This is a genomic window from Candidatus Thiodiazotropha endoloripes, from assembly GCF_001708965.1.
Taxonomy (GTDB): domain Bacteria; phylum Pseudomonadota; class Gammaproteobacteria; order Chromatiales; family Chromatiaceae; genus Thiodiazotropha; species Thiodiazotropha endoloripes.
The window spans coordinates 230,185-244,008 of sequence record NZ_LVJW01000006.1; the positions used below are offsets into that span (position 1 = coordinate 230,185).

Annotated in this window: 13 protein-coding genes; 6 read left to right on the top strand and 7 right to left on the bottom strand. The window is 55.4% G+C overall.

Going from position 1 to position 13,824, the window contains the following annotated elements; all coding sequences use genetic code 11:
- The first annotated feature begins 258 nt into the window (after positions 1-258).
- Complete coding sequence (pyrC, locus tag A3193_RS11595; protein ID WP_069006258.1) at positions 259-1,302, top strand: dihydroorotase; 1,044 nt, start codon at positions 259-261, stop codon at positions 1,300-1,302.
- 5 nt (positions 1,303-1,307) lie between these two features.
- Here pyrC and A3193_RS11600 read toward each other — a convergent pair whose 3' ends face one another.
- Positions 1,308-2,030 (bottom strand): MlaA family lipoprotein, encoded by a 723-nt coding sequence (locus tag A3193_RS11600; protein ID WP_235614986.1) that lies wholly within the window; start codon positions 2,028-2,030, stop codon positions 1,308-1,310.
- Between the two features lie 163 nt (positions 2,031-2,193).
- On the opposite strand from A3193_RS11600, the gene rnt reads away from it, so the two are divergent.
- A complete protein-coding gene (rnt, locus tag A3193_RS11605; protein ID WP_069006260.1) occupies positions 2,194-2,832 on the top strand; it encodes a ribonuclease T in 639 nt (212 codons plus the stop codon).
- Between the two features lie 127 nt (positions 2,833-2,959).
- Here rnt and apbC read toward each other — a convergent pair whose 3' ends face one another.
- On the bottom strand, positions 2,960-4,051 hold the full coding sequence (apbC, locus tag A3193_RS11610; protein WP_069006261.1) for an iron-sulfur cluster carrier protein ApbC: 1,092 nt from the start codon (positions 4,049-4,051) through the stop codon (positions 2,960-2,962).
- A 218-nt stretch (positions 4,052-4,269) separates the two neighbouring features.
- Positions 4,270-4,914, bottom strand: coding sequence for a TetR/AcrR family transcriptional regulator (locus tag A3193_RS11615; protein WP_069014918.1), 645 nt, complete (start codon positions 4,912-4,914; stop codon positions 4,270-4,272).
- Positions 4,915-5,185: 271 nt separating this feature from the next.
- Here A3193_RS11615 and A3193_RS11620 point away from each other — a divergent pair, with 271 nt between their 5' ends.
- From A3193_RS11620 to A3193_RS11635, 4 genes are read left to right on the top strand one after another with little or no spacing between them, the layout of a single operon-like run.
- Positions 5,186-5,923 carry a TetR/AcrR family transcriptional regulator gene (locus A3193_RS11620; RefSeq protein ID WP_069014920.1) on the top strand — a complete coding sequence of 246 codons (738 nt, stop codon included), beginning with the start codon at positions 5,186-5,188 and terminating at the stop codon, positions 5,921-5,923.
- On the top strand, positions 5,916-7,214 hold the full coding sequence (locus A3193_RS11625) for an ABC1 kinase family protein (RefSeq protein WP_069014922.1): 1,299 nt from the start codon (positions 5,916-5,918) through the stop codon (positions 7,212-7,214). Before A3193_RS11620 ends, A3193_RS11625 begins: the two co-directional genes overlap by 8 nt.
- Positions 7,202-7,633: a hypothetical protein gene (locus A3193_RS11630; protein ID WP_069014924.1), complete on the top strand. Its 432-nt coding sequence runs from the start codon at positions 7,202-7,204 to the stop codon at positions 7,631-7,633. Before A3193_RS11625 ends, A3193_RS11630 begins: the two co-directional genes overlap by 13 nt.
- A complete protein-coding gene (locus tag A3193_RS11635; protein ID WP_069014926.1) occupies positions 7,630-8,592 on the top strand; it encodes an alpha/beta fold hydrolase in 963 nt (320 codons plus the stop codon). The genes A3193_RS11630 and A3193_RS11635 overlap by 4 nt, the downstream gene beginning before the upstream one ends.
- Here the strand turns inward: A3193_RS11635 and putP are convergent.
- The 4 genes from putP to bamB are packed head-to-tail and all read right to left on the bottom strand — an operon-like array spanning position 8,530 to position 13,824.
- The gene (gene putP, locus A3193_RS11640; protein ID WP_069006340.1) at positions 8,530-9,957 is read right to left on the bottom strand and encodes a sodium/proline symporter PutP; all 1,428 of its coding nucleotides are present in this window, start codon (positions 9,955-9,957) and stop codon (positions 8,530-8,532) included. The genes A3193_RS11635 and putP overlap by 63 nt on opposite strands.
- Before the next feature lie 11 nt (positions 9,958-9,968).
- Positions 9,969-11,264 carry an SPL family radical SAM protein gene (locus tag A3193_RS11645; RefSeq protein ID WP_139117061.1) on the bottom strand — a complete coding sequence of 432 codons (1,296 nt, stop codon included), beginning with the start codon at positions 11,262-11,264 and terminating at the stop codon, positions 9,969-9,971.
- A gap of 11 nt (positions 11,265-11,275) precedes the next feature.
- Positions 11,276-12,667 (bottom strand): ribosome biogenesis GTPase Der, encoded by a 1,392-nt coding sequence (der, locus tag A3193_RS11650; RefSeq protein WP_069014928.1) that lies wholly within the window; start codon positions 12,665-12,667, stop codon positions 11,276-11,278.
- Complete coding sequence (gene bamB / locus A3193_RS11655) at positions 12,667-13,824, bottom strand: outer membrane protein assembly factor BamB (RefSeq protein WP_235614987.1); 1,158 nt, start codon at positions 13,822-13,824, stop codon at positions 12,667-12,669. The genes der and bamB overlap by 1 nt, the downstream gene beginning before the upstream one ends.

Below are 13,824 nucleotides of genomic sequence, written 5' to 3' on the forward strand. Positions count from 1 at the left end.
ATATTAGAAATTACTTAAATTAACAAATAACAAATTTCAATTGTTAAATTGTTTCAAATAGCAAAAACCTAAGGAAACATCGCTTAGGAAACTCATTCCCCCACTCTCGGTTCAGCATGAGGCAAGAGTCGCATCGATGATTATCCCAGCCGACAAGCCAATTCATCGGTTACCGTCTCCGTTCACACCTCGATTTATGATCCCCTACGACTATGCGACAATGGTGAATGCGATTAAGTAATCCAGCGACGGCACAACATGAAGATCACCCTGACGAAACCTGATGACTGGCACCTCCATTTACGCGATGACGAGGCGATGACCTCCGTGGTTGCCCACACCGCCGAACGTTTCGCCAGAGCGATCGTCATGCCGAACCTGAAACCTCCGGTAGCCAACACCCAACTGGCGGCAGACTATCGTCAGCGGATTCTGGACGCCCTGCCCGAGAACAGCGGATTCACCCCGCTGATGACACTTTATATGACAGACCTCCTTACCTCGGACGAGGTGATCCGGGCAAAACAGAGCGGCTTTGTCCATGGCATCAAACTCTATCCGGCAGGTGCCACCACCAATTCCGATGCGGGTGTCACCGACATCCGCAAACTCTATCCGGTGCTGGAGACCATGCAGCGGGAATCGATGCCGCTTCTGGTGCATGCCGAGGTGACCGAACCTGAGATCGACATCTTCGATCGTGAACGGGTATTCATCGATCGCCACATGACCAAGCTGAGACAGGAGTTTCCAGAGCTGGCCATCGTCTTCGAGCATGTAACCACCCGCGATGCCGTTGACTTTGTGCGCGAGAGCAATGGCCCCATCGGGGCGACGATTACGGTGCAACACCTGATGTACAACAGGAACCATATGCTGGCCGGCGGCATCAGACCCCACTACTACTGTCTGCCCATCCTCAAACGGGAGACTCATCAGGAGGCATTGATCGAAGCCGCGACCAGTGGCAACTCCCGATTCTTTCTCGGGACCGACAGTGCGCCACATCCACAGCATGCCAAGGAGTGTGCCTGCGGATGCGCAGGTTGTTATACCGCCCATGCCGCCATCGAACTCTATACGGAGATCTTTGAAGCTGAAAATGCTCTGGATAAACTGGAGGGGTTTGCCAGCCACCATGGCCCCGACTTCTACGGCATGCCGCGTAACACCGAGCGGATCACACTGCAGAAACGTGACTGGCAGGTAGCGGAGAGCTATCGATTCGGCAAGGACATGGTTGTGCCTTTAAAGGCCGGTCAGACAGTCCATTGGCAACTGATCACCGAGCAGGGTGGCTGATTCGGTTACTCAGCGTTTTCGTTGAACTGCGCTTCATCGTCAAACAGGCTTTCGTCGAACAACTCGTCATCGTCCATATGATTCGGGCCGTCTTTGATCGCTGTCTGCCGCTGCTGCAGATAGAACTCCCGCAGAAAGGCGTAGCGGTCGACGGCCGCCTCATCGAGTACATTGCCGGCTTCCAACAAATCGGCCCGGATATCCACAAGTTGCAGTGTACTCAAGGCCAAATAGGCTGACTGGGAGGGGTAGCTGATCGGGTTTATCAGTGTATCCCCAACCCTACCCAACAGATCCCGTAAGGTGGACGGCCCGAGGAACGGAACCACGATATAGGGTGTATCGCCCATTCCCCAATAACCCAGAGTCTGCCCCATATCCTCCTTGTAACTGGGAATCCCCATATCACTGGCCACATCGAACAGACCGAAAATCCCCAGCGTGGAGTTGATGCAGACACGTCCGAGATCCGACAGGGCCCGTCCAGGTTTCAGTTGCAACAGGTTGTTCGCCGCAGACGGGATGTCGGCCAGATTTCTGAAAAAATTGGTAACCCCAAGATCGATCACCGAAGGGGTCACATAGCGATAACCCTGGGCAACCGGTTTGGCCACGGCCCGATCGAAGTCCTGATTGAACTGATCCGATTTTCTGTTGAACGACTCAAGTGGATCTGCCGGATGCCGGCTCTGGAAGCTGGAACACCCCGAAAGGAACAGCAGAATCAATATTATCGCAGGAATCCTTTTTATCACGACGAACGGCCCAATTGAGAATTAAGATCTGGTGCAGACCACACACAACACCAGTTGCCAGGGGGATTGTAAACCCTAAAGAAAAAAAAACTAAATAATCTCGAAATAGAATTCTGTTTTCTTTATCCTTGGCCGGATGAGTGACACGATTTATAACAGTGCGATTGCACATCGCTTCAGGGGCTATCTGCCGGTTGTCGTCGACGTAGAGACCGGCGGTTTCGATGCCAGCAAGGATGCCCTGCTGGAGATCGCGGCCACCACCCTGGCCATGGACGAGCAGGGATTGCTCCATCCTGCGGAGACCTTTGCCCACCATATTGCTCCATTCGAAGGGGCGAATATCGACCCAAAAGCCTTGGAGTTCAATGGCATTGACCCTGACCACCCATTCCGTGAAGCCCTCACGGAGTCCGACGGATTGAAGCAGCTGTTTGCACCGATTCGTAAAGCGATCAAGGCAAGCGGCTGCAAAAGAGCCATTCTGGTGGGACACAACGCCTTTTTCGATCTCGGCTTTCTCAATGCCGCGGTGGCACGCTGTGGCATCAAGCGAAACCCCTTTCACCCATTCAGCACCTTCGACACCGTCTCACTGGCCGGCATGGCCTATGGCCAGACCGTGCTGGCCAAAGCCGCCAAAGCGGCGGGACTGGATTGGGACAGCGCCCAGGCCCATTCAGCCATCTACGACACCGAACAGACGGCCAGGCTGTTCTGCACCATCATCAATCAGTGGCAGCAGGCATGCGGCACACCGGCACCACTCGAGTAGAACCGGATTCGGGCCCTTGCCCTCAATGCTAATCGGAAGATTCTAAGGTCCGCCAATGAACGCGGAAGAGACGCCAACCCTCCCCACTACCGATGGATAGGGGGGAGGGTTTCCGGATCGATCCAGATCAGTTGTTCTGAATCACAATGTTGGGGAATTTCGCCGCATAGTCCTTGGCCTGCAAGGAGAGCTTGGCGGCTGTCTTACGGGCGATCTCCCGATAGATCTGAGAGATGCGCGCCTCCGGCTCGGCAACCACGGTCGGTTTACCACCGTCGGTCTCTTCCCGGATGCGGATATCCAGAGGCAGGGCGCCAAGCAGATCCACATGGTACTGATTAGCCATGGAGGAGCCGCCACCCTGACCGAAGATGTGCTCTTCATGACCACACTTGGAGCAGATATGGGTACTCATGTTCTCAACGATACCCAATACAGGCACCTCAACCTTTTCGAACATCTTGAGGCCTTTGCGGGCATCCAGCAGGGCGATGTCCTGAGGTGTGGTGACGATCACCGCTCCGGAGACCGGCACCTTCTGCGCCAGAGTCAACTGGGTATCACCGGTACCCGGCGGCAGATCCACGACCAGATAGTCCAGACTGTCCCAGTTGGTGTCATTGAGCAGCTGTTCCAAAGCCTGAGTGACCATCGGGCCACGCCAGATCATCGGCGTCTCTTCATCAATCAGAAAACCGATCGACATCGCCTGCAGACCGTAACCTTCCATCGGCTCGAGGCTCTTGCCGTCTTTGGAATCGGGCTTGCCGTTGATGCCCAGCATACGAGGCTGTGAGGGACCGTAGATATCGGCATCCAGAACCCCGACCTTGGCTCCCTCTTCCGCCAGGGCAAGGGCGATGTTGACCGCCGTGGTGGATTTTCCGACGCCCCCTTTACCGGAAGCGACGGCAATGATGTTCTTGATGTTGTCGATCGGTTTCAGTGCCTTTTGCACCGAATGGGCCACGATCTTGGTAGTAATGGAAACCTCAACCGATTCCACACCGGAGACTGTTTTGACCTGCTCAGTGACCGCCGACTCAATATCACTATGACAACCATTGGCTGGAAATCCCAACTCAATGGCGACTTTGACGCTGCCACCATCCAGTTCCACAGCCTTTACCGCCTTGGCTGTTACCAAATCCTTTTCCAGATTCGGCTCGATATAGCCTTTGATTGCCTCTTTCACAGCATCTTGTGTCAATTCAGACATCGTCAGTTACTCCTGCAAGCGGACACATGGGTTTGGCCCGTCAATATTACTGAAAACTTCATGGCGGGGGATTCTACACGAAAATCAAGACAAGATACCAAGCATTTTCCTGGGTTTTGACTGATGCACAGCAAATCACACGCCTTCAGTAGACTGAAGGCGTGTCCTGATCTCACGGATTGAGCCGCTGAGAGTCTTCCTATCCGCTTCGGGCCGGATCAGATGACTTCTTGATGCGGAATCGCTCTATCCGTTGACTGAAGTGCATTGAGACCGGCCAGATAGCGCTCTATCAGATGTTCAACCAGTGACGCTACGGAACCCTGCCCAGAAACCTGGAGCTGGTTGGTGGTGCGCATGATGGCGATACCATGTATGCCGTTCCAGATCGCTCTGGCAGCCAGTGCGATCTCATTTTGTGGCATTTTATTCATGGTCAGTGCGGCAATTTGACGCTCAACCAGTTCATAAAGACGATCCAGCTTGTCTTCATGAATCTCCATCAGCAATCCTTCTGTCTGCGGTTGGTGTTCGAACACCATGCGCCAGCGATGGGCGTGCTTTGAAGCAAAGTCGAGATAGGCTGATCCCAATGTATAGAGGCAATCCTGTGGATGCCGACATTCGGTCAACCGCTCACTGAGCACCATATAGAGCTGATCCAGAGTTCTCCCGTTGACCCTCTGCACCAGTTCATCAAGATTTTTGAATACGAAATAGAGGCTTCCGACTGTATAGCCGATAGCAGAAGCAACCTTGCGGGCTGATAGTCCCTCGTAGCCCTGGGTTTCTATTAATTCTTCAGCTGCCACGAGTGCCATATTCTCGATTTCTGACTTGCTGTGTTCTCCCCGTCTTCCCATGTTGTCTCCCGTTTCAACACGTTCATTGTGTTTAACTGTTTTAAGAACTTCGACCTTCCCTATCAAACAAGGGTCAGAGCAATATCACACCATTTTTTATCTTCACACAGTGATCTGTCGCACACGGTGGAAGAAAGATGAGTGATTTTTCAACACGTATTAAGAATAGCAGGAGATCAGAACTTATCATGATTTGATAAAAATAATTACTATACTATAATCTCATTAATATTAATTTTAATAAAGTGTATTTTCACTTTAAGAGGTGGACATGAAAATCAGCAAACAGGAGAAGGCGGCCACCCGTAGCAAAATCCTGGTTGCCGCTTCCGAAGTGATTGCGGAACGGGGTTTTAAAGCCGCCTCCATGCGCGAAATCGCCCGTCGCGCTGAAGTGGGTGACGCTACGATCTACAACTATTTTCCCAGCAAGGAAAAACTGCTGTATGGCTACTGTGAAAACCGCCAGCACGAAGTGGCTCAGGCACTGCGTGAGCTCGACGGCTTCGACCAGTACACCATCCAGGAGCAGCTGCATCAGTTGATCGAAACAGAGCTGACCCTGTGGCTGCCCGACCGGGAGTTTCTTGGGGAAGTGTTCGATACGACCTTCTACTCACCCGCCGCCAGCCTGGTAAACCTGGCAGAAACCCGGCGGCTGTTCAATCTGATGGTGGATGAGATCATCAACAATGCGGTAGAGGCGGGTGAGATACCGGAACAGCCCTACCAATCCCTGCTGGCCCCCCTCTACTGGGACTATACGACTGCAGTGCTAGCATACTGGTTGCGTGACGACTCAGAAGGCTTTGCCAACACCACCCGACTGGTTGACCAGAGTGTCGAGCTGATCACAATCGTGCTGCAGACCGGTGTGATCGGTAAAACCATGGAGCTGGTCTCTTTTCTGTTTCGTACCCACATCAGCCGAACCCTCAACAGCTTCGGTGACTACACACGCCCCTGGAAAAAAGCCAAGCGGCAGTTCATGGCCAGCCACGATGGCTAAATCGGTACCGACAGGGAAGTTGGCCCGCTCCCGCCTGGCCAGTGGTGCAGTGCTCAAGGCTGGTGGCAAACATCTTTCCCATATCGCCCGCCGACCTTTCATGAGCAGTGAGAGCTGCATGGAGGAGAAAACGCTGCTCGATCAACAGACAGCAGAGATTCTCTTCAACGCCCTCTCCCAACTCAGAGGTACAGCGCTCAAGCTGGCCCAGATGTTGAGCATGGACAGCCACTACCTACCTGAGCCGATGCGTAAACAGCTCGCCTGGTCCTGCCACCAGGTAACACCCTTGGGGCGTCCGCTGATCAGAAAGCTGTTTCTGCAGGAGTTTAACAGGGCGCCGGAGAAGATATTTACCGAGTTCGACACTCAGGCCTTTGCCGCAGCAAGCCTGGGTCAGGTCCACCGGGCGAAGAGCCGTGAGGGCGAAGAGCTGGCAGTGAAACTGCAGTACCCTGGAATCGATATCACGATCGACAGTGATCTGCAGATCATGCGGATGCTGGTCAAACGGACAGCCCATGCCGATTTGTTGCTCTCCTCATTGGATGAGATCAGCCAGCGCCTTAATGAGGAGGTCGATTATCATCAGGAAGCGGACAATACAGAGTGGTTCAGCTCGGCACTACAGCTCGCCCCGATCAGGATTCCCGAGGTACGCCGTGACTACTCCAGCAAACGCATCATCACCACCACCCGCCTAGTAGGTGAGCATATGGATCAGTGGCTCTCCTGCAATCCCAGCCAGGCGGAACGAAACCATTTTGCACAGATCCTCTATGACCTGTTCGTGAACTCGTTCTATGGCCTGAATGCGCTGCATGCCGATCCCAATCCCGGCAACTACCTGTTTGCAGAGGATGGCACTCTCGGTCTGATCGACTTCGGCTGCGTAAGACATTTTTCCGCGGATTTCGTGGCACTGATGCCACAGCTGCTGAACGCCTATCTGGAACAGGATGCCAGTGCTGTTCTTCACTATTACAAAAAACTGGGGATGGTAGTCGAAGGTCTCGATGCCGGCCAGCAACAGGACTTTTATGAAGCGTTGCTGAAACCGTTCGGCGATTGGCTAACCAAACCGTTCAAAGCCGGCAGATTCAATTTTGCCAAGCGTGACTCCGCCTATATGAAAGAGGGAGTGGAGATCTTCGCAAAACTCAGCCAGATAAAGAAAATCGACACGATCGCCAACGAATTCATCTATTTCGATCGCACCCTATTCGGTCTCTATCAGATATTCGAACGCATGGAGGCCGAAGTGAACATGGAGCATCAATGGTTAATCTAAATAAAGCACTGATCATCGCAGGTATCTGCAGTCTGACCACGTCCCTGCTGCACCTGATCATCATCATCGGTGGAACCGAGTGGTACCGTTTTTTTGGTGCAGGCGAGACGATGGTGGAGCTCTCCAGACAAGGCTCAATCTATCCGGGCGTGATCACTCTGGGCATCGCCCTGGTGTTTTTCGGTTGGGCCTTGTATGCCTTTTCAGCCGCCGGATTATTGCGCCGCCTGCCTTGGCTGAAGCCGGTTTTGATCATCATCACCCTGATCTATCTGCTACGGGGTGTCGGTCTGTTGCCGATGATGTTGCTCTCACCCGAGCAGGTGGATGACTTTCTGATCATCACCTCAATCATCAGTTTTCTCATCGGCTCACTTCATCTGGCCGGAATTCGGCAGATGGGACGAACGCTGCAATGAACCGCAATCGATCAGGCAACCCGTTCAAAAGCCACAAATACCCGCTCAGGGTACGGCTCTTTTTCGCCACAGCGCGGACATTTTTCGGGATCCTCGGCAGGGTTGCGCCGATGCTGACGGGGAAGCTGGCTCTGAGGCTGTTCATGACGCCACCCAGGTTTCCTGCACGCCGTCGGGAAAGCGTTGCAGAGCAGAACAGTGATCATCAGTTTCAGCAGATCAACGGCCAGCGCATCGCAGTCTATCGATGGGGTGAAGGCGAACCAATACTGTTCAGCCATGGCTGGGGGGGACGGGGCAGTCATTTCCATGCCCTGGTCGAAATCATCGTTGAGGCGGGTTACCAGGCGGTTACCTTCGATGCCCCGGCCCACGGCCAGTCGAGTGGAAAACGCACCAACATGCTGGAGGTGACCACTACCCTGGTCGCCTTGGCCGGATCGCTGGGCCCCCTCAAGGCTGTCATCGGTCACTCATTTGGGTCGGGCATTGCCCTGCTGGCGATGAACCGTTTTCAGATAGAAGCTGAAAAACTGATCCTGTTCAGCTGTTTTGATGATATCTATTGGGTAACCGATCAGTTCGGCGAAGCGTTTGCCATGAATCAACGGGTGATTGGCGCAATGCGGGATGAGGCCCAGCGCCGATATGCCAAGCTACTTGGCAAAACCTGGCAATGGCGTGATCTGTCACCTCTGAAGACCATTCAAACCATCGAACATGAGATTCTGCTGTTGCATGACAGGCAGGATCTCGAAGTCCCCTACCATCATGCTGAAAACCTCCTTGCTGTTGCCAGGCAGGCGAGACTGCATACCACCAATGGCCTGGGACACAAGAAGATCCTCAGGGATCAGAGCTGCCTGCAAACCTGCCTGGAGTTCATACAGCAGCCTCTAAGCGGAATCCCTGTCACGAACAGCCGTGGTTCGACTGACGATCAGAATCATCAGCAGTGAGAGGACAAATCCGGGGACGATCTCATACAGATCGAACAGACCACCCGACATGGGCTTCCACACCACCACCGTCAATCCACCGGTAATGATACCGGCCAACGCCCCCCAGCGGTTCATACCCCGCCAGTAGAGCGAGAGCAGTACCGCGGGCCCGAACGCGGCACCGAATCCGGCCCAGGCATAGGCCACCAGATCGAGCACCTTGCTCTCTCTGTCCAGGGCCAGCAGGAAAGCGACCAGCGCAATGGTAACCACAGCCAGGCGTCCAACCACAACCAACTCCCTCTCTGTGGCCTGTTTTCGAATCAGTCGATAGAGATCACCGGTAAAGGTGCTGGAAGAGACCAGCAGCTGTGAATCCGCAGTACTCATGATGGCGGCCAGTATGGCGGCCAGACAGATCCCCGCCAGCAGCGGGTGGAACATCATATCGACCAGCCGGATGAAGACCTTTTCCGCATCCTCAAGGGGCGTTTCGAAGATAGGGATACCCGCCATACCGACCAGACAGGCGGCGGCCAGAGTGATAAATACCCAGCTGACGGCAATCTGTCTGGCCCTGGGGACGAAGCTGACCTGCTGAATCGCTTTGAATCTGGCCAGGATATGGGGCTGGCCGAAATAACCCAAGCCCCAGGCCAGCAGTGAGAGGATCGCAATCCATCCCAGCGGCTCACCCTTACTGTCGGTCATCGGATCGAGCAGAGCCGGATTCTGTTGCCCAATCAGGTCGCTCATCGGTTCAACGCCACCGAATCCCTGCAGGGCAAACAGGGGGATGGCGACCAGCGCCAACAGCATCAGCAGGCCTTGGAACAGATCGGTCCAGGAGACCGCAAGAAAGCCACCGAATGCGGTATAGAGAATGATCACCAGCACCCCACTGGCCACAGCCCAGATATAGGGCAGTCCGAACACCGCTTCGAACAGCTTGCCTCCCGCCACCAACCCGGAACTGGTGTAGAAAAGAAAGAACAGCAGTACAAAGATCGAAGAGACCACCCGGATCAATCCACTGTTATCCTCAAACCGGTTGGAGAGATACTCCGGCAGGGTCAGAGCATTGCCGGCCGCTTCGGAGGCGGTGCGCAGCCGGGCGGCCACCAGCCGCCAGTTGAGCCAGGTTCCCAACAACAGGCCGAGTGCGATCCAGATCGCCTCGAGCCCGGCCAGATAGGCGTAGCCGGGCAGGCCCAGCAGCAGCCAGCCGCTCATATCCGAGGCACTGGCACTCAGTGCAGCAACCCAGCTGCCCAGCCGCCGGCCACCAAGCACGAAGTCGGAGAGATTGCGGGTGCGTCGCCAGGCAACCACGCCGATTCCCAGTACCACCAGGAGATAGAGAACAAAACTCAAGCCGACCATCAGTTGCTGGCTCACGCTTCACTCCTTTTTTGCCGTTGTTTTATCTTCCCCAGATAGGCCGACTTCATCGCCGTTTCAAAGGCCTGGTTGGTGGGATACTCATACCCGAATACCGGCTGCCACAGATCGTGGTTTTCCATGCACAGATAGAAAAACACATCCTTATGCCAGGGCTGCAACGACTGATAGGCAAATGAGAACATCTCCTGCTTGATCGCCTTCGGATAGGAGAGTTTGCCGTCGCTCTCCACCCAGGGCATCTGCAGTATCTTGCTCTGAAAACCTTTGCGCGCGCGCAGCTTTTTGATCACCGGCTTGATATAGGTGAGGGTACCCAGAGAGAGCAGCACCACCTCCTCGGCAGTGAACTCATCCAGCAGGCGCAGGAAGAGCGCGGCGTACTCCTCACGCCAGTTGTCGTAGTGAATCATCGGGTGGAGATGGAATCCGATCAGCGCACCATGGTCGGCTATCCGTCGTGCGCATTTCAGGCGCTCATCCAGGGAAGCGGTCAGATGCTCTTCATGGGCGATCAGGGTGGGGGTATTGAGTGACCAGGTGCAGAGGAGATTGCCTGGCAGATCCCGCTTCAGCAGATGCTGGATGTTTTTCGATTTGCTCTTCAACTCCAGAATCACATTCGGGTGCTGCCAGGCGAACTCCAGCAGGGCATCGAGTATGCCGCCCTGATTGCCCCACATCAGGGAGTCGGAGGATTGTCCGGTACCGATGTGATAGAAGCGATCCGGGTCGATCTCCAGTTGCGCCAGTTTTTCCGGAAAGCGGCTGTCGAAGCGTACTTCATCACCATGATAGAAAGACTGAATGCTGCAGTAACTGCAATCGAAGCCACAGTTCTCCACCGCATCCAGGGTCAGCAGATTGCAGCAACGGGTACGGGGGGATGCCACCGGACAGGGCCCCAGTCCCAGTTTCTGCTTCTCAACCTCGATCCGGCGGATCCGCTGCTCCGCCCGTGCCGGCGTCAGTGGAATGGCCGGGTAGTGGTTGGGCTTTTCGCGCAACTCCTGCCAGGCTGCCCGCAGGTGATCCAGCAACAGCTTGCGCCGCTGTTTGGGGGCCAGTTCGAGAGGAACATCCCCTGTCCAGTATTGCGCCAGCTCGCCCTCACCCCACATCGCCAGATCGGCAGCCATGTCACACAGCTGCCTCAGCTCCTGTTGGGTGAAGCGGTGACGGTTTGCCTGTTGTTCGATAAATTGCTGCTGGGTCGGGGCCAGACGCTCGATGCCGGCCTGCTTGAGCAGCGTGGTGACTCGTGCCTGTTCGGCTGAGGAGTGGGTCATGCCTAGACGCCTCACCGCTTGCGTGAAACAAACTTCTTCAGTCGTTGGCGTTTCTGGATCTGGCGCTTGGTGAGTTTGTTCTGCTTGCCCTGGAAGGGATTGTCGCCGGAACGGAACTCAATGCGTACCGGGGTACCCCGCAGTTTTAGAATCGAGCGGAAGCGGGAGATCAGATAGCGTTTATAGCCGTCCGGAACCCGCTCTGTCTGATTGCCATGAATCACGATCAGCGGTGGATTCTTGCCTCCCTGATGGGCATAGCGCAACTTGATCCGCCGACCGTGGACCAGCGGTGGTTGATGCTCTTCCACCAGGGCTTCCAGAATCCGCGTCAGCTCAGGGGTGGCCAGATCCCGCATGGCGCTTTTGTAGACCTGATCCACCAGGCCGAATAGATCGCCAACACCGGAACCATGCAGGGCAGAGATATAGTGATGCCGGGCAAAACTCAGAAACGGCAGTTTGCGTTCGATTTCGGCTTTGATCCACTCCCGCTGATCCTGTGACAGGCCATCCCATTTGTTGATCACCAGAATCAATGCCCGGCCGCTCTCCAGCACATGACCGGCCAGGGTGGCGTCCTGCTCACCGATCTCCTGCTGGGCATCCAGTACCAGCAGCACCACATTGGCCTCCTGCATCGATTGCAGTGTCTTGATGATGCTGAATTTTTCGATCGCTTCCTTGATCCGGGCTCGGCGTCTCACACCGGCGGTATCGATCAGTGTATAGCGTTTGTCATTGCGGGTGATCGGAATATAGATGCTGTCCCTGGTGGTACCGGGCTGATCGTAGGCCACCACCCGCTCTTCACCCAACAGTCGATTGACCAGGGTTGACTTGCCGACGTTGGGGCGGCCCACCACAGCAATCTGTATCCCCTTCTCCTCATCGGCGTCCGCCTCTTCCGCGGGTGGAAACTGGCTCAGAATGCCATCAATCAGGGTTCGAACACCACGTCCATGAACTGCGGCGATGGCAATTGGATCACCCAGTCCCAGACGATAGAAATCGCTGGCGGCGAGGGTCTCATCCAGCCCTTCGCTCTTGTTCACCGCGACGCTGACCGGCTTGCCGGTCTTGCGCAGCTGCTGGGCGATGATCTCATCCCCGCCGGTGCATCCCTCACGGCCATCCAGCAGAAACAGAATATGGTCCGCTTCGCCAATCGCCTGATGCACCTGCTGTTCCATCAGTTGATCTATACCCAACTGATCACCGCTGATCCCACCGGTATCCACCACCACATAGGGGTGCTTGCCCAGCTTGCCGGTGCCGTACTTGCGGTCACGGGTCAATCCGGGCTGGTCGGCAACCAGCGCATCACGACTGCGGGTCAAGCGGTTGAAGAGTGTGGACTTACCCACATTGGGGCGTCCAACCAGAGCGATCACCGGTAACATCAGGGGTTCTCGGCATTCAAGGGGTGGGCCTTCAGTACGGTCAGGGTTCCCCCCTCATCCAGGACATAGACCAGGCCATCGATCACCAGGGGCTGGTAACGTATCTCATCGCTACCCACTTTGATCCGAGCCATCTGATGTCCATCCTCCTGGGAGAGCCAATGGACATAACCGTCCAGATCACCAACCACCAGATAGTCACCCACCATCGCCGGTGCGGTCAGACGTCGGGCATGCATCGCCTTTTGTTGCCACAGGGTGGCGCCATTGGTGGCATCCAGCGACCAGATATGGTCCTGGTCATCGGTCACAAACAGTTGTCGCCAGGAAGCATCCAGACCCGCATGGGATGAGATCTCCCGTCGCCAAAGCACCACACCGCTCGATTCGGAGACAGCGGCGACCTCACCCTGAAAGGCGGCCACATAGGCTGTCCCTTCCACCAGTTTCGGATCGGAATCGATATCGACCACCCGCTCCAGTTCAGTCCGCCCCTTGGGGGTGGAGATCGACGCCTCCCAGGCCACCAGTCCCGCATCCAGGGTCAGACCGATCAACTTGCCACCGGCAAATCCGGAGACCACCAGCGAATCACTGATCATCGGAGAGCTGTCACCACGCAGGGATAATACAGGAACGCTGCGATCGTAGAGCCAACGCGGCTCACCACTGTCGGCGGCAAAAGCGGCAACACCGCCATCACCGGTTCTGCAGACCACGGAGCCACCACCGATGGCAGGCACCGACAACACTTCGCTACCGACCCGTTTGCGCCAGCGCAACTCTCCTGTTTCGCTATCGAGTACGATCAATTCCGCTTCCATGGTACCCACAGCCAGCAGACCCTCTGCCAGACCGGGACCACCACTCAGCGGACTCTCGGTATCCAACGACCAGAGCTCATCACCGGTCTTGGCGTCCAGGGCATAGACTTCACCGGAAGGCTCGGCAAGATAGATCACCCCAGTCTGGTAGGCTGGCGGCAGTTTGAGCTGTGCCCCATCACCCCCTTCAAAATCTTCATCCCAAAGGGTTTCGATGCGCAGCTCCGGCTCCAGCTCAACCAGCTCAGAGGGGGGATCCGTATTGTCGGTACCGGTAAAAAGGCTGCAACCGGTCAGCAGCAGCAAAGGCAGCCAGATCAGAACACGATGCAT

Coding starts and splice junctions, on each gene's coding strand:
- A3193_RS11635 (WP_069014926.1), top strand. CDS start 7,630: ATGAACCGCAATCGATCAGGCAACCCGTTCAAAAGCCACAAATACCCG.
- putP (WP_069006340.1), bottom strand. CDS start 9,957: ATGGTCGGCTTGAGTTTTGTTCTCTATCTCCTGGTGGTACTGGGAATC.
- rnt (WP_069006260.1), top strand. CDS start 2,194: ATGAGTGACACGATTTATAACAGTGCGATTGCACATCGCTTCAGGGGC.
- A3193_RS11645 (WP_139117061.1), bottom strand. CDS start 11,264: ATGACCCACTCCTCAGCCGAACAGGCACGAGTCACCACGCTGCTCAAG.
- A3193_RS11625 (WP_069014922.1), top strand. CDS start 5,916: ATGGCTAAATCGGTACCGACAGGGAAGTTGGCCCGCTCCCGCCTGGCC.
- A3193_RS11615 (WP_069014918.1), bottom strand. CDS start 4,914: ATGGGAAGACGGGGAGAACACAGCAAGTCAGAAATCGAGAATATGGCA.
- apbC (WP_069006261.1), bottom strand. CDS start 4,051: ATGTCTGAATTGACACAAGATGCTGTGAAAGAGGCAATCAAAGGCTAT.
- pyrC (WP_069006258.1), top strand. CDS start 259: ATGAAGATCACCCTGACGAAACCTGATGACTGGCACCTCCATTTACGC.
- der (WP_069014928.1), bottom strand. CDS start 12,667: ATGTTACCGGTGATCGCTCTGGTTGGACGCCCCAATGTGGGTAAGTCC.
- bamB (WP_235614987.1), bottom strand. CDS start 13,824: ATGCATCGTGTTCTGATCTGGCTGCCTTTGCTGCTGCTGACCGGTTGC.
- A3193_RS11630 (WP_069014924.1), top strand. CDS start 7,202: ATGGTTAATCTAAATAAAGCACTGATCATCGCAGGTATCTGCAGTCTG.
- A3193_RS11620 (WP_069014920.1), top strand. CDS start 5,186: ATGAAAATCAGCAAACAGGAGAAGGCGGCCACCCGTAGCAAAATCCTG.